Raw genomic sequence first — 21,084 nt, forward strand, 5'->3', positions numbered from 1 at the left:
GAGCAGGCTTGCCTGCGATGGCATCACCTCGGTATTTCTGACAAACCGAGGTGCCTGCATCGCAGGCAAGCCTGCTCCCACACTGATGCGTGTATTTCGATAAAGACAAATGACAATAATTCTCGATATCATTCGCGACTTTTCTACGTCGTGCTTCGTCAAGAAGGATATCCATGTCTCGTCCCAAGCCCGACCCGCTGTCGGCCGATGCCTTTCGCGGGTTTTATGCAGATATCCTGCATTTCCTGCGCAAACGCACGGACAACGCCAGCGACGCGGCAGACATGACCCAGGATGTCTTCACCCAATGGCTGGACTACCGCGACCGGGCTCAGGTCGAGCAGCCACGGGCGTTTCTGTTCCAGATGGCGCGCAACCTGCTGCGCGATCACTGGCGCAAACAGAAGGTGCGGCACACCGTCCACCAGCAACAGGCCGAACTGGATGCCGAGTCTGTCAGCGACCCGCGAGACGATCCCATGGCCGCCGCGCAACGCCTGCAACGCCTGGAACAGTTGAAAGAAGTCCTCGCTGAACTCTCGCCCAGAAGGCGAGAAGCCCTTATGCTGCACCGCTTCGAAGGCCTGAGCCAGGCCCAGATCGCCGAGCGCATGGGAGTTTCGGTCAGCATGGTGGAAAAGCACATCGCCTTTGCCCTGCTGCATTGCAAGCAGCGACTTCAACAAGAACACGGCAAGGAGCAGCCAGAATGAACCGCCTGAGCGACATCGACACCTGTGACATCGAGGCCAGCGACTCGATCGATGCCCAGGCCGCCAGCTGGTTTGCGCGCAACCGCAATGACACGGCGCGCGCCGACCGCAAGGCGTTTGCCGCCTGGCAGTCCGAGCCGGCCCATGCCCGCGCCTATGCCGAGTTCGAACAGCTGTGGGCCGACCTGGCCCAGTTGCAGCAACTGAACAAACCGACACCGCTGCCCGTGCGCAAGACACCCGTGTGGCGCCCCGCCCTGGCGGTGGCTGCCGCGTTGGTGTGTGCCGTGCTGGCAAGCAACATCGGCGCCCCGCGTGAGCTGTTCCACACCCAGGTCGCGGCCCATGCCAAAGGCATGCGCACCCTGCATCTGCCCGACGGCAGCACGCTGTACGTCAATGCCAACACGCGCTTGCGGGTCGACTTCAACAGTCACCAGCGCATCGTGCACCTGGATCAGGGCCAGTTGTATATCGAGGTGGCCGCCGACAAGGAACGGCCGCTGTTCGTGCAGGCCGGCGAAGCCAATGTGCGGGTGGTAGGCACCGGCTTCGACGTGCGGCGCAGCAAGCAGCAGCTGGTGGTCAGTGTGGCCCACGGCCAAGTGGCGTTCGACGCCGATGCCAAGGTGCCCGCCCTGTTGCTCGGCGCCCAGCAGCGCGCCACGCTCAGCTATGCCAAGGGCACCGTGCAGCAGCAAACCCTCACCGCCGGCGAGGTCGCCGATTGGCGCGGCGGCCATGTGTCGTTTCGTAATCGCGAGCTGGCCAGTTTGATGGACGAGTTGAGCCTGTACCGGCCCCAGGCGCCATTGCTGGTGGACAGCGCGGTAGCGCAGTTGAAGGTCTCGGGCAACCTGGATGTGAATGATCCAGACGCTCTGCTCAACGCGCTGCCGGCCCTGTTGCCGGTGAAAACCGTGGCGTTGGCAGACGGCAATATCAGGATCGAACCGCGCAAATAACCCCGCGAAACTCTTGTTTGAGAATATTTTGCATTCGCATGTGAGGATTATTTTTCCTGCCGCGTCTTCCTCGGGTCTGCGTTTGATACGCACACCTTTTTGGCCATTTGGCTACTCCGGGGGATTTCATGTTTCGCGCGCCTTGCCACGTTCAGCACCTGTTTATTCGACCCACCGCCATTGCCGCCTGCCTGGCCTTCAGCCTGAGTGCCCAGGCCGAGTCGTTCAAGCTGCAACTGCCGGCCCAGTCCCTGGCCACGTCCCTGAGCCAGGTGGCGCAGCAAGCGAAAATCCAGCTGCTGTTCGATGAAACACTGCTGAAAAATGTCCAGGCGCCGGCCCTCAACGGCGACTTCACACCGGAAGTGGCGATTCGCACCCTGCTCAAGGACGGCGAGTTCGTGTTGCTCAAGGTCGGCAGCACCTACGTGGTACGGCCCGAAGAAGGCAAGACCACCAACAGCAGCGCGATTCAGCTGGAAGCCCTGAGCGTGATCGGCACCGGCAACGAGGTCGACTCCACCACCGTCGGCCGCTCCACCCTGAGCCAGGCCGACATCGACCGTTACCAGTCCAATAACATCCCCAGCCTGCTGCAAACCTTGCCCGGCATCAGCCAGGGCGGCTCGCTGAAGCCCGGCGGCCAGACCATCAATATCCGCGGTTTCGGCGATGCCGAAGACGTGCCGCTGACCGTCGATGGCGCCACCAAAAGCGGGTTTGAGCGTTACCAGCAAGGCACCGTGTTTATCGAGCCCGAACTGATCAAGAGCATCGAAGTGGAGAAAGGCCCCAACTCGCCCTTCAGCGGCAACGGCGGCTTTGGCGGTACGGTCAACATGACCACCAAGGATGCCCCGGACCTGCTCAAGGACGGGCGCAACAGCGGCGCCATGCTCAAGTACGGCTACTCCAGCAACGACCATGAGCAGGTCTACAGCAGCGCAGTTTACGGGCGTACCGACGACGGGCGCTTCGACGCCCTCGCCTACCTGACCCAGCGCGACGGCGGCGACATGAAGCTGGCCGCCACCCTGCCCAACGACAACAACCAGTACCCGATCAACCCCAAGCGCCTGCCCAACAGCGCGCAGAATGTGGACGGCAAACTGTTCAAGGTGAACGCCCACTTCACCGACGAGCACAGCCTGGGCCTGTCGTATTCACGCTCCAACAGCCAGCGCTGGACGCCCTTCTCCGCCGCCAGCTACCCGACGCCGCCCACCCAGGCCAACATCGACCGCTATGGCTACGAAGCCGCGCTGAAGCGCTTCCTGGCCAACCGCAACACCGTCGACACCACCTGGAGCAGCAAGTACGAATACCAGCCGATGAATAACCCGCTGGTGGACTTGACCATCAAGTATTCCGAGTCCAACACCGACCAGACCGACGAGCGTGACGCCACAGCGTTTTTCCAACTGGCCACCGGCGGGCGCAAGATGGACACCTCCTACAACGACAAGAACCTCGACGTACGCAACGTCAGCCTGTTTTCAACCGGCCAGTTGCAGCACGCGGTGACCACCGGGGTGCAGATCCGCAAGCACACCCGGGAAACCGAAATGTGGATGCCCGGCGCTACCTACAACACCCCCAAATACAACTACGGGCACTTCCAGCCGGGCTTCATGCCCCATGGCAAGGTCGACACCAACAGTTTCTTTATCCAGGACGCGGTGACGCTGGGCGATGTCACCATTACCCCGTCGATGCGCTATGACCATGTGCGCAACCGCGGCGAAGCCAACGACGCGCCGTACTACAGCAGTCCGGACCCGGCCATCGGCCACGACTACAGCGACCGTACCTACACCGGTTGGTCGCCCCGCCTCGCGGCGTACTGGACCATCACCCCGAACGTGGCGATGTTTGCCAACTGGAGCCGCACCTGGCGCGCCCCGGTAATCGACGAGCAGTATGAAGTGCAGGGCCTGGGCAGCCGCACCGCCACCAGCCTCGACCTGGACCCGGAGCGCATCACCTCGATCACCCTGGGCAACGTCACGAGCTTCGCCGACGTGTTCACCCACGGCGACAACCTGCAACTGCGTACCACGTTGTTCCACAACAAGGTCGAGGACGAGATCTTCAAGAACACGGGTGTGGGCTGCCAGAATCAGGCGGTCAACGGCGGGACGATTTCCAGCGCCTGCCCGCCGGGGGCGATGTCCAACTACCGCAACATCGGCGGCATGACCATCAAGGGTTTCGAGGCCGAGAGTTTCTATGACTCCACCTACGTGTTCGGCTCTGTGTCCTTCGCCTACACCACCGGCAAACACGAAGGTGCCTACACCAACCCATGGGGGCCGGACGTCTGGGCGCGGGATATTCCGCCGACCAAATGGGTGATCGTGCTCGGCACCAAGATCCCGAGCCTGGATGCGCAGGTGGGCTGGCAAGGGCAGTTCATCGGCGCCACCAGCCGTTTGCCGAGCGACAAGTACTCCGGCGGCCCGGGCACCAGCATCGGCGACCTGTTCTACGATCAGTACGGCAACAAGCGCTACAACACCCAGGGCCTGTTCGCCAGCTGGAAGCCGCAACAGGCTTATCTGAAGGGCACCGAGGTGAACTTCACCGTAGACAACCTGTTCAACAACAACTTCCGCCCGGCCCTGAGCGGCGACCGCGCCTATACCAAGGGCCGCGATGCCAAGATCAGCGTGACGCGGTTCTTCTGACCCTTCACCAGCATTCGGCTTGGAAACCCGATCAGTGTGGGAGCTGGCTTGCTGTGGCGAGCGGGCTTGCCCCGCGTTGGGCTGCGAAGCAGCCCCATCAATCTGTGGTGAACCCGACGGGGGACAAGCCCCCTCACCACAGCAAGCCCGCTCCCACATTTAGATCTTCTGCGCGCCACCTCGTGTATTAACAAGGCTGAGCTCTGGCGCATGAACCCGCTGCCGGCTCAAATACCGCGTGCAACTCACCCGCAAGAACGAAGCGAAATTCACCACTTCGCCGCGATAATCCATCACCTCCTCATACAACTTGGCGATCAGTTGATTGGTGGTCATGCCATCCACCTCGGCGATTTCACTGAGGATGTCCCAGAACTGGTTTTCCAGGCGCACGGTGGTCACCACGCCACAGATGCGCAGGGAGCGCGAGCGGGACTCGTACAGAATCGGGTCGGCCTTGACGTACAGCTCGCACATGGCGATGACCTCCGGGTTACAGGGTAATTCTGGTGCCCAGCAGGCCGAGGAAACCCGCCAGCCAGCTTGGGTGCGCCGGCCACGCCGGGGCAGTTACCAGATTGCCTTGAACGTGGCTGTCGGTCACCGGGATATCGATGAACGTACCACCCGCCAATCGCACTTCAGGCCCGCACGCAGGATAGGCACTGCACTCACGGCCTTCCAGGATGCCGGCGGCCGCCAGCAGTTGCGCGCCGTGGCACACCGCAGCGATGGGCTTGCCAGCCCGGTCGAATGCCTTCACCAGTTGCAGGACTTTTTCGTTCAGGCGCAAGTACTCGGGGGCACGGCCACCGGGCACCAGCAGCGCGTCGTAGTCGGCGGCGTCGACCTTGGCGAAGTCGGCATTCAAGGCGAACAGGTGCCCGGGCTTTTCGCTGTAGGTCTGGTCGCCTTCGAAGTCGTGGATCGCCGTGCGCACGGTCTGGCCGGCGGTCTTGTCCGGGCACACGGCGTGCACGGTATGCCCCACCATCAACAGCGCCTGGAACGGCACCATCACTTCATAGTCTTCGACGTAATCGCCGACCAGCATCAGGATTTTTTTCGCGGCCATGGGACATTCCTCCGGTTGAACGGTTGGGCAGACAAGAGTAGCCAAGATAGACCTGTGCCGCCGGGCCGGGTAATGGCCCGCTACTACAACTGTACGGATAAATCCGCACCCAGCTGTAGGCCCGCGTTTTTCGGGCTTTGTGGCTAGATGAACGTCCACTTCCGGCCCATTCGACCCTGGTTCCTTCCATGAGCTCCCGCGAAAATACCGGCATGGCCCTCGGCCTGCTGGGCGTCATCATCTTCAGCCTTACCCTGCCCTTCACCCGTATCGTGGTGCAGGAAATCCATCCGCTGCTCAATGGCCTGGGCCGGGCGTTGTTTGCGGCGGTGCCGGCGGCGGCGTTGTTGCTGTGGCGCCGTGAGCGCTGGCCCACCTGGCGCCAGGTGCGCGGGCTGACGCTGGTGATTGCCGGGGTGATCCTGGGTTTCCCGGTGCTGTCGGCCTGGGCCATGCAAACCTTGCCGGCGTCCCATGGTGCACTGGTCAACGGCTTGCAGCCGCTGTGCGTGGCGCTGTATGCGGCGTGGCTGTCCCATGAGCGGCCGTCAAAAGCCTTCTGGGCCTGTGCGGCGCTGGGCAGCGCGCTGGTGCTGAGTTATGCGTTGATCACCGGGGCCGGCAGTATCCAGGCGGGCGACCTGTTGATGCTCGGCGCGATTGCCGTGGGCGGGCTGGGTTATGCCGAAGGCGGCCGGTTGGCCAAGGAGATGGGCGGCTGGCAGGTGATCTGCTGGGCGCTGGTGCTGTCGACGCCAGTGTTGATCGGGCCGGTGGCGTACCTGGCACTGCAACACCAAGGGCCGATTTCCATGCACACCTGGTGGGCGTTTGGTTATGTCTCGCTGTTTTCGCAGTTCCTGGGATTCTTTGCGTGGTACGCCGGGCTGGCCATGGGTGGCATCGCCCGGGTCAGCCAGATTCAGCTGCTGCAGATCTTTTTCACCATCGCGTTTTCGGCGCTGTTTTTTGGTGAGCACATCGAGCCGATTACCTGGCTGTTTGCCTGTGGGGTGATTGTGACGGTGATGTTGGGGCGCAAGACCAGTGTGAAACCTGCGCCAGCTCCCAAGGCCAGTACAGTCTAACTGTAGGAGCTGGCTTGCCTGCGATAGCATCACCCCGCTTTACCTGATACACCGAGGTGCCTGCATCGCAGGCAAGCCAGCTCCCACATTTTGGTCAGCGTCGTTCTCAGGCCAGGTAACCGTCCGCCCGCAGCAGGGTTTCCAGGCAGTGCTCGGTGATGGTGTAAAACGCCTTCAGCTCCTGGATTTTCACCAGCAACTGCGCCGGGTCTACCGGCTCGGCACGTTTCACCGCGAGGATCATCTTGTTCTTGTTGGTGTGTTCCAACGAGATGAACTCAAACACCTTGGTCTCGTAGCCACAGGCTTCGAGGAACAATGCCCGCAAACTGTCGGTGACCATTTCCGCCTGCTGGCCCAGGTGCAGGCCGTATTGCAGCATCGGTTTGAGCAGCGCCGGGCTCTGAATCTGCAGGCGAATCTGCTTATGGCAGCACGGCGAGCACATGATGATCGACGCGCCGGAGCGGATGCCGGTGTGAATCGCGTAGTCGGTGGCGATGTCGCAGGCATGCAGGGCAATCATCACGTCCAGTTCGCTGGGCGCGACGCTGCGCACATCACCGCACTTGAACACCAGCCCCGGGTGGTCCAGGCGGGCGGCGGCGTTGTTGCACAGGGTCACCATGTCTTCGCGCAATTCCACGCCGGTCACTTCGCCCTCGGCATTGAGGGTGTTGCGCAGGTAATCGTGGATGGCGAAGGTCAGGTAGCCCTTGCCCGAGCCAAAGTCCGCGACCCGCACCGGCTGGTCCAGCTTCAACGGTGACGTGGTCAGCGCATGGCTGAACACTTCGATGAACTTGTTGATCTGCTTCCACTTGCGCGACATCGCCGGGATCAGCTCATGCTTGGCGTTGGTCACGCCAAGGTCAGCAAGAAAGGGCCGCGTAAGGTCCAGGAAGCGATTCTTCTCGCGGTTGTGCTCCGCAGACGGCGCTTCCCGCAGTTGTTGCGGCTTGCTCTTGAACAGCGAGCTTTTGTTCTTCTTGCTGTATTCCAGCTGGGCTTCGTCGGTCACCGAGAGCAGGTGCGCGTTCTTGAACGACGCGGGCAACAGCTCGGCGATCGCCGCCACGCCGTCAGCCAGGGAGAAGTTCTTGGTGATGTCGCGGGTCTTGTAGCGGTAGACGAAGGACAGGCAAGGCTGATCCTTGACCGTCAGTTGCTTGATGATCAGCTTCTGCAGGTCAGGCTCGGTGCCGACGTACTTGGCCAGCACCAGCTTGATAAAGGCGTTTTGCTCAAGGCTCGCACTCAGCAGTTCGAGGAACTGCGCGTGATGATCCGGCGCGGGGCTGGCAGGTTTAGCGGTGGCAGACATGAACAAAAACGCCTCGGGCAGGGAATGCCGGGAATTTTACACTACTCCAACACCACCAACCGGTTCGGCAACTCATTCCGTGCGTGGGTCACCGGTACGTGCTCCTTGAGCAGCGCCCCACAGGCTTCAATGCAGCTGATAAACCCGGCCAACGTCTGGCCTTGCTTCACCTGGCGGGTGAAGTCCTTGACGATCACATCCCAACTGCTGTCATCCAGGCGACTGGAAATGCCCTTGTCCACCAGGATTTCCACATACCGCTCCGCCTCGCTGACAAAGATCAGCACTCCGGTACTGCCCAGCGTGTGGTGCAGGTGCTGCTCCAGGAACTGCCGGCGCGCCAGGTTGGACGCACGCCAATGCCGCACAGAACGCGGGATCAGCCGCGTGGTGACCCTGGGCAACCGGAACACCAGGCACAGCACGACAAACGTGCCCCATTGCGCCAGCAGCAAGGTGTACATGCTCAACCAGCCCGACACATAGTGAATGATCCCCGGCACCACCAGCGCCAGCAGGCTGGCCCACAACAGCGGGATGTAGGCGTAGTCGTCGGCGCGGGCCGCAAGCACGGTCACCAGTTCGGCGTCGGTCTGTTGCTCGACCCGGGCGATCGCCTCGGCGACCTGGCGTTGCTCGTGTTGACTCAGTAATGCCATGGTTGTTGATGCTCTCTAGTTATTGTCATTACCAGCCGCCCGAGGCGCCACCGCCGCCAAAACCACCGCCGCCGCCCCTGAAACCACCACCGCCACCGCCGCCTCCCCCGCCGCCACGGCCACTGCTGCTGAGAATCGCCAGCAGGATAGCGCCAACGGGCAGGCCCATGCGATTGCACAGCCACAACACCGCCAGCAGCAGGATAAACAGGCCGAAGGAAATACCAGGGTTTTGCGTGGCGAAGTTGGCCTCGGACACATGCGCCGGCACCGCCAGCGGATCGCCGCCCACCACCTGCAGCATCGCCGCCACACCGTCGCTGATGCCCTTGCTGTAGTTGCCCGCCTTGAACGCCGGGGCAATCACCTGGTTGATGATCACCCAGGACTGCGCGTCGGTGAGTACGCCTTCGAGGCCGTAACCCACTTCGATACGGATCTTGCGCTCATCCCGGGCGACGATCAGCAGGGCGCCGTTGTCCTTGCCCTTCTGGCCGATGCCCCAGGCGCGGCCCAGTTGATAACCGAAGTCTTCAATGGGCACGCCTTGCAGGTCCGGCACGGTGACCACCACGAGCTGGTCGCCGCTGGTCTGCTCCAAAGCCTGCAATTGCTGGGTCAGCTGCGCGCGCACGGCCGGGTCGATCATCTGGGCGTTGTCGACCACCCGTCCGGTCAGGGCCGGGAAATTCAGGGCGGCCTGGGCAGTCAGGCTGAAGGCCAGCAGCACCGCCGCCAGCAGCCAAGCGCGCTTGCCCATCAGAATTTCACTTGCGGCGCTTTATCGGCATCGGCACTGGTGGCCTCGAAGTTGGCGCGGATCGGCAAGTCGCTGTACATCACGCTGTGCCACAGGCGGCCGGGGAAGGTGCGAATCTCGGTGTTGTAGGCCTGCACCGCCTGGATAAAGTCGCGGCGGGCCACGCTGATGCGGTTTTCGGTGCCTTCAAGCTGGGACTGCAGGGCCAGGAAGTTCTGGTTGGCCTTCAGGTCCGGGTAGCGCTCGGACACCACCATCAAGCGGCTGAGTGCACCGCTCAAGCCGTCCTGGGCTTGCTGGAACTGCTTGAGTTTTTCCGGGTTGTCGAGGGTGCTGGCGTCCACCTGGATCGAGGTGGCCTTGGCCCGCGCTTCGATCACGGCGGTCAGGGTGTCCTGTTCATGGGCGGCGTAGCCCTTCACCACTTCCACCAGGTTGGGGATCAGGTCGGCGCGCCGCTGGTACTGGTTCTGCACCTGGGCCCAGGCGGCCTTGGCCTGTTCGTCCAGGGTCGGGATCTTGTTGATGCCGCAACCGCTCAGCACGGTGCTCACCAGTATCAATGCCACGGCCTTCCAGCCCCAGCGGTAACCTTGTGCTGCTTGCATGGTGTTTCTCCTGCCAAACCTATGAAATATACCGACTGACGCGTTAGCTACGGGCTTAGGGCATAATCCGCCACCACCCACTGGATTGCATCGAGCCAATCAGCTAAAAGATGCCCAGCGCCAATAAGAGTTCAGAAGTGTGCTGCATTTATCTGAACAACACCCGAACAACAATAGACGCTCTCCGGTCCCGAGGCTGCGAGAAAGGATTTTCATGAAGAAGCTGTGTTTGCTGGGCCTTGTTGTCAGTTTGGCCACTCACTCCGTATTTGCCGAAACAAAGCCCGCAGTACTCAAGGACAAAGACGCCTTCGTCAGCGATCTGCTCAAGCAGATGACCCTCGATGAAAAGATCGGCCAATTGCGCCTGATCAGCATCGGCCCCGAAATGCCCCGTGAGCTGATCCGCAAGGAAATCGCCGCCGGTCGCATCGGCGGTACCTTCAACTCGATCACCCGCCCGGAAAACCGTCCGATGCAGGACGCGGCCATGCGCAGCCGGCTGAAGATCCCGATGTTCTTCGCCTATGACGTGATCCACGGCCACCGCACGATTTTCCCGATCAGCCTGGCCCTGGCCTCCAGCTGGGACATGGACGCCATTGGCCGCTCCGGGCGCATCGCTGCCCAGGAAGCCGCCGCCGACAGCCTCGACATTACCTTTGCACCGATGGTCGACATCTCCCGCGACCCGCGCTGGGGCCGTACCTCCGAAGGGTTTGGCGAAGACACCTACCTGACTTCGCGCATTGCCGAGGTGATGGTCAAGGCGTTCCAGGGCAGCAGCCCCGCCAAGGCCGACAGCATCATGGCCAGCGTCAAGCACTTCGCCCTGTATGGCGCGGTGGAAGGCGGTCGCGACTACAACGTCGTCGACATGAGCCCGGTCAAGATGTACCAGGACTACCTGCCGCCCTACCACGCGGCGATCAAGGCCGGTGCCGGCGGCGTGATGGTTGCGCTGAACTCGATCAACGGCGTGCCTGCCACGGCCAACACCTGGCTGATGAACGACCTGCTGCGCAAGGACTGGGGCTTCAAGGGCCTGGCCGTCAGCGACCATGGCGCGATCTTCGAGCTGATCAAGCACGGCGTGGCCAAGGACGGGCGTGAAGCCGCCAAGCTGGCGATCAAGGCCGGCATCGACATGAGCATGAACGACTCGCTCTACGGCAAGGAGTTGCCCGGCCTGCTGAAGTCCGGCGAGATCGAACAGAGCGACATCGACAACGCCGTGCGCGAAGTGCTCGGCGCCAAGTACGACATGGGCCTGTTCGCCGACCCGTACCTGCGCATCGGCAAGGCCGAGGATGACCCGGCCGACACTTACGCCGAAAGCCGCCTGCACCGCAGCGATGCCCGTGACGTAGCGCGCCGCAGCCTGGTGCTGCTGAAAAACCAGAACAACACCCTGCCACTGAAAAAGACCGCGACCATCGCCCTGGTCGGCCCGCTGGCCAAGGCGCCGATCGACATGATGGGCAGTTGGGCCGCTGCCGGCAAACCCGCGCAATCGGTGACCCTGCTGGACGGCCTGAACGCCGTGATCGGTGAAAAAGGCAAAGTGATCTACGCCCGTGGCGCCAACATCACCAACGACAAGAAAGTGGTCGATTACCTCAATTTCCTGAACTTCGATGCCCCGGAAGTGGTGGATGACACGCGCTCGTCCCAGGCGATGATCGATGAAGCGGTGAAAGCCGCCAAAGACGCCGACGTGGTCGTGGCGGCCGTGGGCGAGTCCCGTGGCATGTCCCACGAATCATCGAGCCGTACCGACCTGAACATCCCGCAAAGCCAGCGCGACCTGATCAAGGCGCTGAAAGCCACCGGCAAACCGCTGGTGCTGGTCTTGATGAACGGTCGTCCGCTGTCGATTGTCGACGAGAACGAACAAGCTGACGCGATCCTGGAAACCTGGTTCGCCGGTACCGAAGGCGGCAACGCAATCGCAGACGTGCTGTTCGGCGACTACAACCCGTCGGGCAAGCTGCCCATCACCTTCCCGCGTTCGGTGGGGCAGATTCCGACCTACTACAACCACCTGAGCATTGGCCGGCCGTTCACCCCGGGCAAGCCGGGCAACTACACCTCGCAGTACTTCGATGACACCACCGGGCCGCTGTTTCCGTTTGGTTATGGTTTGAGCTACACCAGCTTCAGCCTGTCGGACATGGCGCTGTCGTCCACCACCCTGAACAAGTCCGGCAAGCTCGACGCCACCGTGGTGGTGAAAAACACCGGCAAGGTCGACGGCGAGACCGTGGTGCAGTTGTACATCCAGGACGTGGCCGGCTCGATGATCCGCCCGGTGAAGGAATTGAAGAACTTCCAGAAGATCATGCTCAAGGCGGGCGAAGAGCGCGCGGTGCACTTCACCATCACCGAGGAAGACTTGAAGTTCTACAACACCCAGCTGAAATTCGCGGCTGAGCCGGGCGAGTTCAATGTGCAGATTGGGCTGGATTCCCAGGATGTGAAGCAGCAGAGCTTCGAACTGCTCTGATCTAAAGCTGTAAACGCGGTCAGTGTGGGAGCTGGCTTGTGTGGGAGCCGGGCTTGCCCGCGATTGCATCACCTCGGTGCATCTGAAGTACCGAGGTGTCTGCATCGCAGGCAAGCCAGCTCCCACACAAGCCAGCTCCCACATTTGTATCGGTTGGTCTGGCTATCCGCGGCGGTCCAGCAGGTTAACCACCAACCGGTCAATCCACCCCCACACCCGCTGTTTCACCCGCCGCCACAAGGGCCGCGATTGCCACGCCTCCAGGCTCACCGCCTGGCTTTGGGCAAAGTCCCGCTCGAAACTCCCCGCCACCGCCAGCGTCAGCTCCGGGTCCAGCGCTTCCAGATTTGCCTCCAGGTTGAAGCGCAAATTCCAGTGGTCGAAGTTGCACGAGCCGATGCTCACCCAATCGTCCACCAGCACCATCTTCAGGTGCAGGAAGCACGGCTGATACTCGAAAATCCGCACCCCCGACTTGAGCAGGCGCGGGTAGTAACGGTGCCCGGCATACCGCACCGACGGGTGATCGGTGCGCGGCCCGGTCAGCAGCAAGCGCACATCCACCCCGCGCCCCGCCGCCCGGCGCAGGGCCCGGCGAACGCTCCAGGTCGGCAGGAAATACGGCGTGGCCAGCCAGATACGCCGGTGGCCGCTGTTCAGCGCGCGGATCAGCGATTGCAAAATATCCCGGTGCTGGCGGGCGTCGGCGTAGGCCACACGCCCCAACCCCGGCCCGGTGGCCGGCACCTTGGGCAAGCGTGGCAGGCCAAAATGCGTGGCCGGTTTCCACGCCCGACGATCATCATTGGCCAGCCATTGGCGATCAAACAACGCCTGCCAATCCAGCACCAGCGGGCCGCGGATTTGCACCATCACTTCGTGCCAGTCGGCGGTGTCTTCCCCGGGCGTCCAGAATTCATCCGTCACACCCGTGCCGCCGACCACAGCGATGGTCTGGTCGATCAGCAACAGCTTGCGGTGGTCCCGATAGAGGTTGCGCATCCAGCGGCGCCAGCTCAGGCGGTTGTAGAAACGCAGGTCCACCCCGGCCTCGACCAACCGCCGACGCAGGCCCAGGGTAAAGGCCAGACTGCCGTAGTCATCGAACAGGCAACGCACCCGCACGCCCCGCTCAGCGGCAGCGACCAGCGCCTGAACCATCGCCTCGGCACACGCCCCTGCTTCCACCAGATACAGCTCCAGCGCAACCTGTTGCTCGGCCTGGGCGATGCCTTCCAGCATGCGCGGAAAGAAACTCGGACCGTCGATCATCAACTCGAAACGGTTGGCGCTGCGCCACGGGAACACTGCGCCGCTCATGTCAGCGCGCCGTGAAAATCAGTACCGCACCCACCGGCACCGACAGGCTGATCTGCGACAGCCCGGCGGCCTTGCGCAAAGCGGCTACGCCCGGCAGCAAATCGAAATCCTCGGCGTGCACCACCAACGGCTCCAGGGTCACCACTTGAAAGCGCCGGTCATCCAGGCGCGTGGCCAACAACTCGGCGCTATAGGTTTGGGTCTTACCGTGCAACGTCACCGACAGCGGCAGGCGCAGCTCGTATTGCGCGCCGGGGGCCAGGTCGTTGATGGGTTGCAGGTTGATCTGCGCGTTGATCACGGCGTCGGGGAAGGACTTGATCTCGAACAGGTCATTGCGCATGCGCTCATCCCGCAGCGGGATGCCGCTGTTGATCGACTCCAGTTCGACTTCCAGCTGCGCCGCGCCCTTGCTGTCGACCTTGCCGTGCAGCACCAGGAAGCGCTGCACTTCGGCAATGTCGGTGTTTTTGGTGGTGACGAACGACAGGCGCGAGGACTCGTTGTCCAGGTACCAGTCGGCGTGGGCAGGCACGGTGGCAGCGGCCAGCAGCAGGAAGGCCATGGGTTTGAACAGGGACATAAAGACTCGTGGGGCAAAAAACCTGCACGAACCTTAAGCGCAATGTAACGAGCGGCGCAAATTCAATGTGGGAGCTGGCTTGTGTGGGAGCTGTATTTCAGGCCAACGCCTGCTGCACATCGCGAATGGTCGACTCCAGGCTGGCCAGGTGCAGGCTCAACACCCGCTCCACCGGAGCCTGATCCATCGGCCAATGCAGCGCCATGCTGCCCACCAATCGCCCGTTGGCCCGCACCGGCAAGGCCACGGCGCGAATCAGGAACGGCAAGCGCACCGGGTATTCCCAGTAGCCCTCGGTGCGCTGGCCAAACCCTTGGTGCTGGGACTGTTCACACGCCCGGTATTGGTCGTCTTCTGCCACCCGCTCACGACCGGCCAGGCGCTGCACTTCATCCGCCGACAATTGCGACAGGCACGCCTTGCCCATGGCCGAGTGAAACAGGCTGGCGTGCTGGCCGACGATCTGGCAGTTGTTCGGGTAGAGCTTGCGCAGCACCGTGGGGATCGCGCTTTCCATCACCTCCAGGCGTTCACCGTCGAAGCTCGACAGGTCCACCACCAGGCCGGTGCGCTCGCTGAGGTCCAGCAACCAGGGCGCAGCACTTTCCACCAACTGGCGCTTGAAGCGTTGCTGGGTGTCGCCAAACAGGCGTCGGGCCCGCAGGCGGTAACGCCGGTCGCTCAGGCCGCGATAGATCCAGCCCTGCTCCTGCAAGGTCAGCAGCATCCGCGAGACGGTGGCCTTGGGCAGGCGGGTCAGGTAATGCAACTCTTCCAGCCCCAGCGCCTGGTGCTCGCCGAGCAATTCGATGATCGCCAGTGCCCGCCCCACTGAGCGTACGGTTCCCGTCTCGGCGTCGCTGCCCATGTGTCGATCTCCTTGAGGCCAATGGATGATCTGATTTCACAGCAAGATACAGGCCCGTCGCGGCTCAGCCGGTCGGGGCGAGGCACGCGGGCGGTCGTCGCTGCACCCAGCGGGTCAGTTGTTCGTGGGCGTACGCCAGCTGCAACACCGCCCTGTCCGCCTGGGCCGGGCCGATGATTTGCAGGCCCATGGGCAAGCCCTGGGGGTTGAAACCCACCGGCACACTCATGCTCGGCAGGCCGGCCAGTGTGGGACCGATCACCACCTCCATCCAGCGGTGATAGGTGTCCATCTCGCGCCCTGCGACAATGCGCGGCCAGGGTTGTTGTGCATCGAAAGGGAACACTTGGGCGGTGGGCAGCAACAGGAAGTCGTAACGTTCGAACAGTTTGCCGAGGGCGCGGTACCAGTCACTGCGGTTGACAGAAGCCTGGTAGACATCGGCCGCGCTCAGTTGCAGACCGCCCTGCACTTCCCATTGCGCTTCGGGCTTGAGCAGCGCACGTTTTTGCGGGTCGGCGTAGGCTGCGCCGAGGGAGCCCTGGATCAGCCAATGGCGGTGCGTCAGCCAGGTCTGCCACAGACGTTCCAGGGAGAATTCCGGCTGGCAGTTTTCCACCTCGCAGCCCAGCGCCGCAAAGTCCTTGAGGGCCGACTCACACAGGCTCATCACGCCGTCTTCCATCGGCAGATAACCGTTGTAGTCCCCCAACCAGCCAAGCCGTGCGCCCTTGAAATCGCGCTGCAACGGCTCACCGAACACCGCCGGATCCTCCTTGAGCGACAGCGGCACCCGAGGGTCGTAGCCGGCCTGCACACTCAGCAGCCGCGCCACGTCCGCCACACTGCGGCCCATCGGGCCTTCGGTGCCCAGTTGCTGGATGAACAGTTCCGGCGCCGGCCCATAAGGCACACGGCCCAGTGACGGACGCAGGCCAAACACGTTATTGAACGCCGCCGGGTTACGCAGCGAGCCCATCATGTCGCTGCCATCGGCCACCGGCAGCATGCGCAGGGCCAACGCGACTGCCGCCCCGCCGCTGCTGCCACCGGCCACCAGGCGTGGGTCGTAGGCGTTGCCGGTGGTGCCGAACACGCTGTTGTAGGTCTGCGAACCCAGGCCGAACTCCGGCACGTTGCTCTTGCCGATGATGATCGCGCCGCTGTCCCGAACCCGTGCCACGCTGATCGCATCGTATTGAGGCATGTGCTCGGCAAACAACGGCGAACCGAGGGTGGTGCGCAACCCCTTGGTGGCCGCCAGATCCTTGATCGCCTGGGGCATGCCGTGCATCCAGCCACGGGATTGGCCCTGGTCCAGCTCCCGGTCGCGCTGCACCGCTTCGGCCAGCACCTCCTCATCGGAGCGCAGCGAGACCAGCGCATTCACCGCCGGGTTGAAGCGCTCGACCTGGGCCAGGTACGCCTGCATCACTTCATGGCAGGACACCTGCCGCGCATGGATCGCCCGAGACAGTTCGATGGCATCCAGTTCAACAATACTCAAGGTTTCACCTCGCTGGAAAACGGCGCCGGTCGTTTCGCCCGTGGCGCCTCATGCATGCAGTAAGTGCCCAGCAGCGTCAGGACGCAAGCGAACAGCACATAAAACGCCGGAGCTACCGGTGTGCCCAGCACCTTGCTGAGCCAGGTGACGATCAGCGGCGCAAAACCGCCGAACACCATCACCGCCACGTTGTAGGCCACCGACACCCCAGTGGAACGTACTTCGATGGGAAACTGCTCGGCCAGGGCCGTCGGCGCCGGGCCGAAAAACCCGCCGATGGCGGTGCACAGCATCACCTGCATCACCAGCAAACGCTCGATGGACGGTGCCGCCGCGACCCACACATACAGCGGGTACACCATCACAAAAAACGCCAGGGTGAACGCCATCAATACCGGGCGCCGCCCCAGCCGATCCGACAGCAGGCCGGACAGCGGAATCACCACGGTCATCAGCGCCACGGCGAACATCTGCACCATCAACACCTGGTCCAGCGGCAGGCCAAGATTCTTGTGGGCGAAGGTCGGCATGTTCACCAGCACCACGTAGAACGACACCGTCGCGCCACAGGCCAGGCCCATCGACACGAGGATGCTGCGGCGGTGATCGCGGATCACCTCCATCAAGCTCGGCGCCGCGCCTTTGGCCTGTTTGCGCGCCTCGATAAATTCTTCGGGATCTTCCATGTGCCGACGGATCCACAAGCCCACCGGGCCGATCAGCAAGCCGAAGATGAACGGCAGGCGCCAGCCCCACACTTCAAGGGTTTGCGGTTCGAAGAAGTGCGTCACCAACGCCACCATCGCCGCCCCGCCAAACACCGCCAGGCACTGCCCCACCAACTGCCAGGAGCCGTACAGGCCCTTGCGATGGGCCGGCGCGCTTTCCACCAGGAACGCCGTGGCGCTGGCATATTCGCCGCCCGTGGCAAAGCCCTGGAGCATGCGCGCAACCACGATCAGCATCGGCGCGCCCATGCCGATGGCGGCGTAGCTGGGAGCAAACGCGATCAGCGCGATGGAAATGGTCATCAGCCGGATGATCAACTGCATCGCGGCCTTGCGACCTTTGCGGTCCGAATACATGCCCAGCAGAATCCCGCCCACCGGGCGCATGAAGAAGCCGACGCCAAAGGTCGCCAAGGCCATCAGCAGCGAGGCGTATTCGTCCTCCGAGGGGAAAAACTGCCGGGCGATGATGCTGGCGAGAAAGCCGTAGACGATGAAGTCATACCATTCGAGCGCATTGCCGATCACGGCCGCCACCACCTGGCGGGTGCGCGATACACCTTGTTTTGTAGCCTGCATGGGAACACTCCATTCAACCTGTTGGGAAAGGGTCCAGCGGCAGAAAAAAGAGGTCGTCAGGCAGGCTTGAGCCAGCTCTCGGCCAGCGCGCCCCAGTAGGCGGCGCCGGTCAGCAGGATGTCGTCGTTGAAGTCATAGGCGGGGTTGTGGACCATCGGCCGCGAAACACCATTGCCGATAAACAGGTAACTGCCGGGGCAGCGTTGCAGCATCCAGGCGAAGTCTTCGCTGCCCATCAGCTTGTGGGTGTTGCCGTCGACGGCATCTTCACCGAGCAAGGCGACACCGACCTGGCGGGCGAATTCGGTTTCTTCGGGATGATTGACCAGCACCGGATACGCCGGCCGATGTTCGATCTGCGCGGTGCACCCGAAACTCGCGGCCTGGGTCAGGATGATCGCCTTGACCCGCTCCAGCATCAGTTCACGCACACTTGCGTCCAGGGCGCGCAGGCTCAGGCGCAACAGCGCCTGCTGGGGAATCACGTTGGCCGCCTGGCCCGCTTGCAGGGCACCGACGGTGACTACGGCGGCTTCCTGGGCATTGATATTGCGCGCCACCACGGTCTGCAACGCCATGACCATACTGGCGGCAGCCACCAGCGGGTCTACCGTCAGGTGCGGCATGGAACCGTGACCGCCGACGCCTTCGAGGGTCACGGTGAGCAGGTCCTGGGAGGCCATCATCGGCCCCACCCGCAGCCCCAGATGGCCGGCAGGCAAGCCCGGCATGTTGTGCATGCCGAACAATGCATCGCAGGGAAAACGCTCCAGCAGGCCGTCGGCAAGCATGGCCTCGGCGCCGCCCTGGCCTTCTTCGGCAGGCTGGAAAATCAGGTTCAGGGTGCCGTCGAACTGACGGGTCGCGGCCAGGTAACGGGCGGCGCCCAGCAGCATGGTGGTGTGGCCGTCGTGACCGCAGGCGTGCATGCAGCCGGCGTGTTGGCTGCTGTAGCTGGCGCCGGTGTTTTCGATGATCGGCAACGCGTCCATGTCGGCACGGATGCCCAGCTTGCGTGAACTGCTGCCATTGCGCAGCACACCGACCACGCCGGTCTGGCCGATGCCGGTGTGCACTTCATAGCCCCAGTTTCGCAGGGAGTGCGCCACGAGGGCGGAGGTGCGGTTTTCTTCAAAGCCCAGTTCGGGATGGGCGTGAATGTCCTGACGCACGGCGTGCAGGTCGCTGGCGACATCGCTCAGCCAATCCAGGATGTGCTGGTGTGGGCTCATGGTGATTCTCCTCGCAGGCGGGTGTTCCCGTTCTTTTTCGTTGCACACCGCCAGATAACCGCGATGCGCGCAGGAGGACAATCAAAGGTGGTTCCACCCTGTGGAACCTCAGGGCGTGAGGCGGCAGCCCTCGCGTTGGCCCAGCCACTGGGCACTGTGGGTGCGGCCCAGGCCGCTGGCGGTCACCGAGTGTTTTTCCGGATTATCGGCGAAGGCGCTGGTGGGCACGTATTGCTTCACATACCCCACGCAATAATCAGCGGGATTGCCTTCCACGTACCGGCACGAGCAGTACTCCTTGGCGGTGTAGGCCGCGATGATGTCGGGGAAGGCTTGCAGGTTGACCCGCTCGTGCCAGACCCAGCCGAGCAACGCGAGCAGCAGCAGAACCAACAGGCTGCTGAAGGGACGACGGCGGATCATGGTTGCACCGCCGCGAGGACGCGCTTGAGGAGTTCATTGTGCCGATAGCTGCCGTCGCGATCATCGCCGTAGCGCACGATCACCAGCTGTTTCTCAGGCATCACGTAGAGCGCCTGGCCCCAGTGACCGAGGGCCGCGAAGGTGTCGGCGGGCGCATCCGGCCAGGGTCTGGCGGCACCTTGCACCTCGCGGTTGAGCCACCATTGGCCGCCCGGAACGGCTTCGTCCTGGCCCGGCTTGTACTTATCGAACGGCTGGCGGTTGAACGCGACCCACTCCTTGGGCAGCACCTGTTGATCGCCCCAGCGACCGTCGCGCTGCATCAACAGGCCGACGCGCGCCAGGTCGCGGGCGGTGAGGTAGGCGTATGAGGAGGCAACGAAGGTTTCGTCGGCGTCGCTTTCCCAGGTGGCGTTGCGGATGCCCAACGGCTGGAACAGTGCCGTCCACGGGTAGTCGACGTAGGCCTTGTGGCCGAGCATGCCCTTTAGGGTAGCGGACAGCAGGTTGCTGTCGCCGCTGGAATAACGGAACGCCTGGCCGGGGGCGCTGAAGGTGCCGGTGTCGGCGGTGAACTCGGCCATGTCGTGGCGGCCGCGGGTGTAGAGCATGGCCACCACCGAGGATTTCAGCGGGGCGTATTCGTAGTCTTCCTGCCAGTCGAGGCCCGAGGCCCAGTGCAACAGGTCGGCCATTGTTACGCTGGGGTGTTGCTTCATCGGCGGGTAAAAGCGCGCGGCGGGGTCGGTGAGTTTGAAGCGGTTTTCGCCGAAGGCCACGCCGAGCACAGTGGCCATCAGGCTCTTGCTGATGGACCAGGTCAGGTGCGGGGTGCTCGCGGTGGTGGGCGCGGCGTAGCGTTCGTAGATGATTTGGCCGTCGCGGATGACCAGCAAGGCGTCGGTGCGGATGCCTTTGCGGGTGGTGTCGTCGCGGGGCGGGAAAGCGTAGTCATCCAGGGCCTGAGCGGCGGGACCGGTGAGTTGCTCGCCTTGGGTCCAGTCTTTGGACGGCCAGGTTTCGGCGTGGGCCGTCAGGGTGAACAGCAGCGCGGCGTAGAGCAGGCCTTTGAACATGGGCTTGGGACTCGGGCATTCAAGCCCGCGAGGCTAGCGGAGGGAAATGACGGTTTTGTTACGGGGCCTTGGGGGTGAGTACATATCCGTTTTTTGGGCGTTGCTGAAATGGGTTCCGCCCTTACGGCGGCTCACTTTTGAACAGCGCAAAAGTAAGCAAAACGCTCTTGCCCCACCACTCGGCACCTCGCCTAGGCTCGGTGTGCCCTCTCTCCGGCATTACTCCGCGGGCCGCCGCGACGGGGCGTCCCTGCCCCGTCGCGGCTAAACCGGCGTCCTGCCGGTTTACCCGCTCCGTACTACCTGCGTTCGGCCAGCGTGGTTTAACGGGGCGCCTAAGATCAAGATCAAAAGCAGATCAACAGCACAGCGGCCTACAGGCC

At 63.0% G+C, this 21,084-nt stretch carries 19 protein-coding genes; 5 read left to right on the forward strand and 14 right to left on the reverse strand.

Annotation, left to right across the window (positions count from 1 at the left end):
* Positions 1 to 173 precede the first annotated feature (173 nt).
* The 3 genes from JFV30_RS00485 (at position 174) to JFV30_RS00495 (ending at position 4,365) form a co-directional block, all read left to right on the forward strand.
* A complete protein-coding gene (locus JFV30_RS00485; protein WP_010176638.1) occupies positions 174 to 713 on the forward strand; it encodes an RNA polymerase sigma factor in 540 nt (179 codons plus the stop codon).
* Complete coding sequence (locus tag JFV30_RS00490) at positions 710 to 1,678, forward strand: FecR family protein (protein ID WP_201121505.1); 969 nt, start codon at positions 710 to 712, stop codon at positions 1,676 to 1,678. Before JFV30_RS00485 ends, JFV30_RS00490 begins: the two co-directional genes overlap by 4 nt.
* 128 nt (positions 1,679 to 1,806) lie before the next feature.
* Positions 1,807 to 4,365 carry a TonB-dependent receptor gene (locus JFV30_RS00495; RefSeq protein WP_201121506.1) on the forward strand — a complete coding sequence of 853 codons (2,559 nt, stop codon included), beginning with the start codon at positions 1,807 to 1,809 and terminating at the stop codon, positions 4,363 to 4,365.
* A gap of 159 nt (positions 4,366 to 4,524) precedes the next feature.
* Here the strand turns inward: JFV30_RS00495 and JFV30_RS00500 are convergent, their stop codons facing one another.
* Both JFV30_RS00500 and JFV30_RS00505 read right to left on the reverse strand, forming a co-directional pair.
* Positions 4,525 to 4,842 (reverse strand): ribbon-helix-helix domain-containing protein, encoded by a 318-nt coding sequence (locus tag JFV30_RS00500; RefSeq protein ID WP_169387283.1) that lies wholly within the window; start codon positions 4,840 to 4,842, stop codon positions 4,525 to 4,527.
* Positions 4,843 to 4,858: 16 nt separating this feature from the next.
* Positions 4,859 to 5,440, reverse strand: coding sequence for a DJ-1/PfpI family protein (locus JFV30_RS00505; RefSeq protein WP_201121507.1), 582 nt, complete (start codon positions 5,438 to 5,440; stop codon positions 4,859 to 4,861).
* 188 nt (positions 5,441 to 5,628) lie between these two features.
* On the opposite strand from JFV30_RS00505, the gene JFV30_RS00510 reads away from it, so the two are divergent.
* Entirely contained in the window at positions 5,629 to 6,528 is a 900-nt protein-coding gene (locus JFV30_RS00510; RefSeq protein ID WP_010176643.1) for a DMT family transporter, read from the forward strand.
* A gap of 106 nt (positions 6,529 to 6,634) precedes the next feature.
* On the opposite strand, the gene JFV30_RS00515 is transcribed toward JFV30_RS00510, so the two are convergent.
* Genes JFV30_RS00515 through JFV30_RS00530 form a run of 4 tightly spaced genes read right to left on the reverse strand, consistent with a single transcriptional unit; the run spans position 6,635 to position 9,879 of the window.
* Entirely contained in the window at positions 6,635 to 7,852 is a 1,218-nt protein-coding gene (locus tag JFV30_RS00515; RefSeq protein ID WP_201121508.1) for a class I SAM-dependent methyltransferase, read from the reverse strand.
* A 41-nt stretch (positions 7,853 to 7,893) separates the two neighbouring features.
* Positions 7,894 to 8,511 (reverse strand): TPM domain-containing protein, encoded by a 618-nt coding sequence (locus JFV30_RS00520; RefSeq protein WP_010176645.1) that lies wholly within the window; start codon positions 8,509 to 8,511, stop codon positions 7,894 to 7,896.
* A gap of 28 nt (positions 8,512 to 8,539) precedes the next feature.
* Positions 8,540 to 9,271, reverse strand: coding sequence for a TPM domain-containing protein (locus JFV30_RS00525; RefSeq protein WP_201121509.1), 732 nt, complete (start codon positions 9,269 to 9,271; stop codon positions 8,540 to 8,542).
* Positions 9,271 to 9,879, reverse strand: a complete 609-nt coding sequence (locus tag JFV30_RS00530; protein ID WP_010176647.1) for a LemA family protein — start codon at positions 9,877 to 9,879, stop codon at positions 9,271 to 9,273. Before JFV30_RS00530 ends, JFV30_RS00525 begins: the two co-directional genes overlap by 1 nt.
* 214 nt (positions 9,880 to 10,093) lie before the next feature.
* Here JFV30_RS00530 and bglX point away from each other — a divergent pair, with 214 nt between their 5' ends.
* On the forward strand, positions 10,094 to 12,385 hold the full coding sequence (gene bglX, locus JFV30_RS00535) for a beta-glucosidase BglX (protein WP_201121510.1): 2,292 nt from the start codon (positions 10,094 to 10,096) through the stop codon (positions 12,383 to 12,385).
* Between the two features lie 162 nt (positions 12,386 to 12,547).
* Here the strand turns inward: bglX and JFV30_RS00540 are convergent, their stop codons facing one another.
* The 8 genes from JFV30_RS00540 to JFV30_RS00575 form a co-directional block, all read right to left on the reverse strand.
* Complete coding sequence (locus JFV30_RS00540) at positions 12,548 to 13,705, reverse strand: phospholipase D-like domain-containing protein (RefSeq protein WP_201121511.1); 1,158 nt, start codon at positions 13,703 to 13,705, stop codon at positions 12,548 to 12,550.
* Between the two features lies 1 nt (position 13,706).
* Positions 13,707 to 14,288 (reverse strand): YceI family protein, encoded by a 582-nt coding sequence (locus tag JFV30_RS00545; RefSeq protein WP_201121512.1) that lies wholly within the window; start codon positions 14,286 to 14,288, stop codon positions 13,707 to 13,709.
* A gap of 97 nt (positions 14,289 to 14,385) precedes the next feature.
* The gene (locus JFV30_RS00550; RefSeq protein WP_010176651.1) at positions 14,386 to 15,156 is read right to left on the reverse strand and encodes a helix-turn-helix domain-containing protein; all 771 of its coding nucleotides are present in this window, start codon (positions 15,154 to 15,156) and stop codon (positions 14,386 to 14,388) included.
* A 64-nt stretch (positions 15,157 to 15,220) separates the two neighbouring features.
* Complete coding sequence (locus tag JFV30_RS00555) at positions 15,221 to 16,663, reverse strand: amidase (protein WP_201121513.1); 1,443 nt, start codon at positions 16,661 to 16,663, stop codon at positions 15,221 to 15,223.
* On the reverse strand, positions 16,660 to 17,970 hold the full coding sequence (locus JFV30_RS00560) for a citrate-proton symporter (protein ID WP_169387278.1): 1,311 nt from the start codon (positions 17,968 to 17,970) through the stop codon (positions 16,660 to 16,662). The genes JFV30_RS00555 and JFV30_RS00560 overlap by 4 nt, the downstream gene beginning before the upstream one ends.
* Positions 17,971 to 18,026: 56 nt before the next feature.
* The gene (locus tag JFV30_RS00565) at positions 18,027 to 19,202 is read right to left on the reverse strand and encodes a M20 aminoacylase family protein (RefSeq protein WP_201121514.1); all 1,176 of its coding nucleotides are present in this window, start codon (positions 19,200 to 19,202) and stop codon (positions 18,027 to 18,029) included.
* 108 nt (positions 19,203 to 19,310) lie between these two features.
* Positions 19,311 to 19,625 (reverse strand): amidase, encoded by a 315-nt coding sequence (locus JFV30_RS00570; RefSeq protein WP_201121515.1) that lies wholly within the window; start codon positions 19,623 to 19,625, stop codon positions 19,311 to 19,313.
* Complete coding sequence (locus tag JFV30_RS00575; RefSeq protein ID WP_201121516.1) at positions 19,622 to 20,701, reverse strand: serine hydrolase domain-containing protein; 1,080 nt, start codon at positions 20,699 to 20,701, stop codon at positions 19,622 to 19,624. The genes JFV30_RS00570 and JFV30_RS00575 overlap by 4 nt, the downstream gene beginning before the upstream one ends.
* Between the last annotated feature and the right edge of the window lie 383 nt (positions 20,702 to 21,084).

It is taken from the genome of Pseudomonas sp. TH32 (assembly GCF_016650855.1).
GTDB lineage: Bacteria > Pseudomonadota > Gammaproteobacteria > Pseudomonadales > Pseudomonadaceae > Aquipseudomonas.